The following is a 262-nucleotide window of genomic DNA, read 5'->3' as shown; positions in this document are numbered from 1 at the left end:
CGGCCGTATCCGGCTTCTTTTTCGACGATACCGCGGGCGTATATGGAGCAAGCGGTGCAAAAGCATTGACGAGCCGCATCGCGAATCTCGGTTCAGGCACATATACCGCGGTCGTATCCGGCGCTTCGAAAGACACGTTAACGATTACGGTTACTTGGCCGAAGACAGCATCGGCGCCGCAGACGACCGTCGCTGCGTCGGGGCTGTCAATCGGCACGGCGGCGCCGGCAACAGGCGAGAATGTCGCGGACGGCACGAACAC

Annotated in this window: 1 protein-coding gene; it reads right to left on the bottom strand. The window is 61.1% G+C overall.

All coding sequences use genetic code 11. The features are described 5' to 3' along the window. Nucleotides 1-262, bottom strand: a 262-nt coding sequence (locus NLU14_RS22200) for a hypothetical protein (RefSeq protein ID WP_275710684.1), incomplete at both ends; no start/stop codon positions are given.

The organism is Marinobacter iranensis (assembly GCF_029207565.1).
GTDB classification, from domain to species: domain Bacteria; phylum Pseudomonadota; class Gammaproteobacteria; order Pseudomonadales; family Oleiphilaceae; genus Marinobacter; species Marinobacter iranensis.
This window is presented reverse-complemented; position numbering and strand designations above follow the sequence as displayed.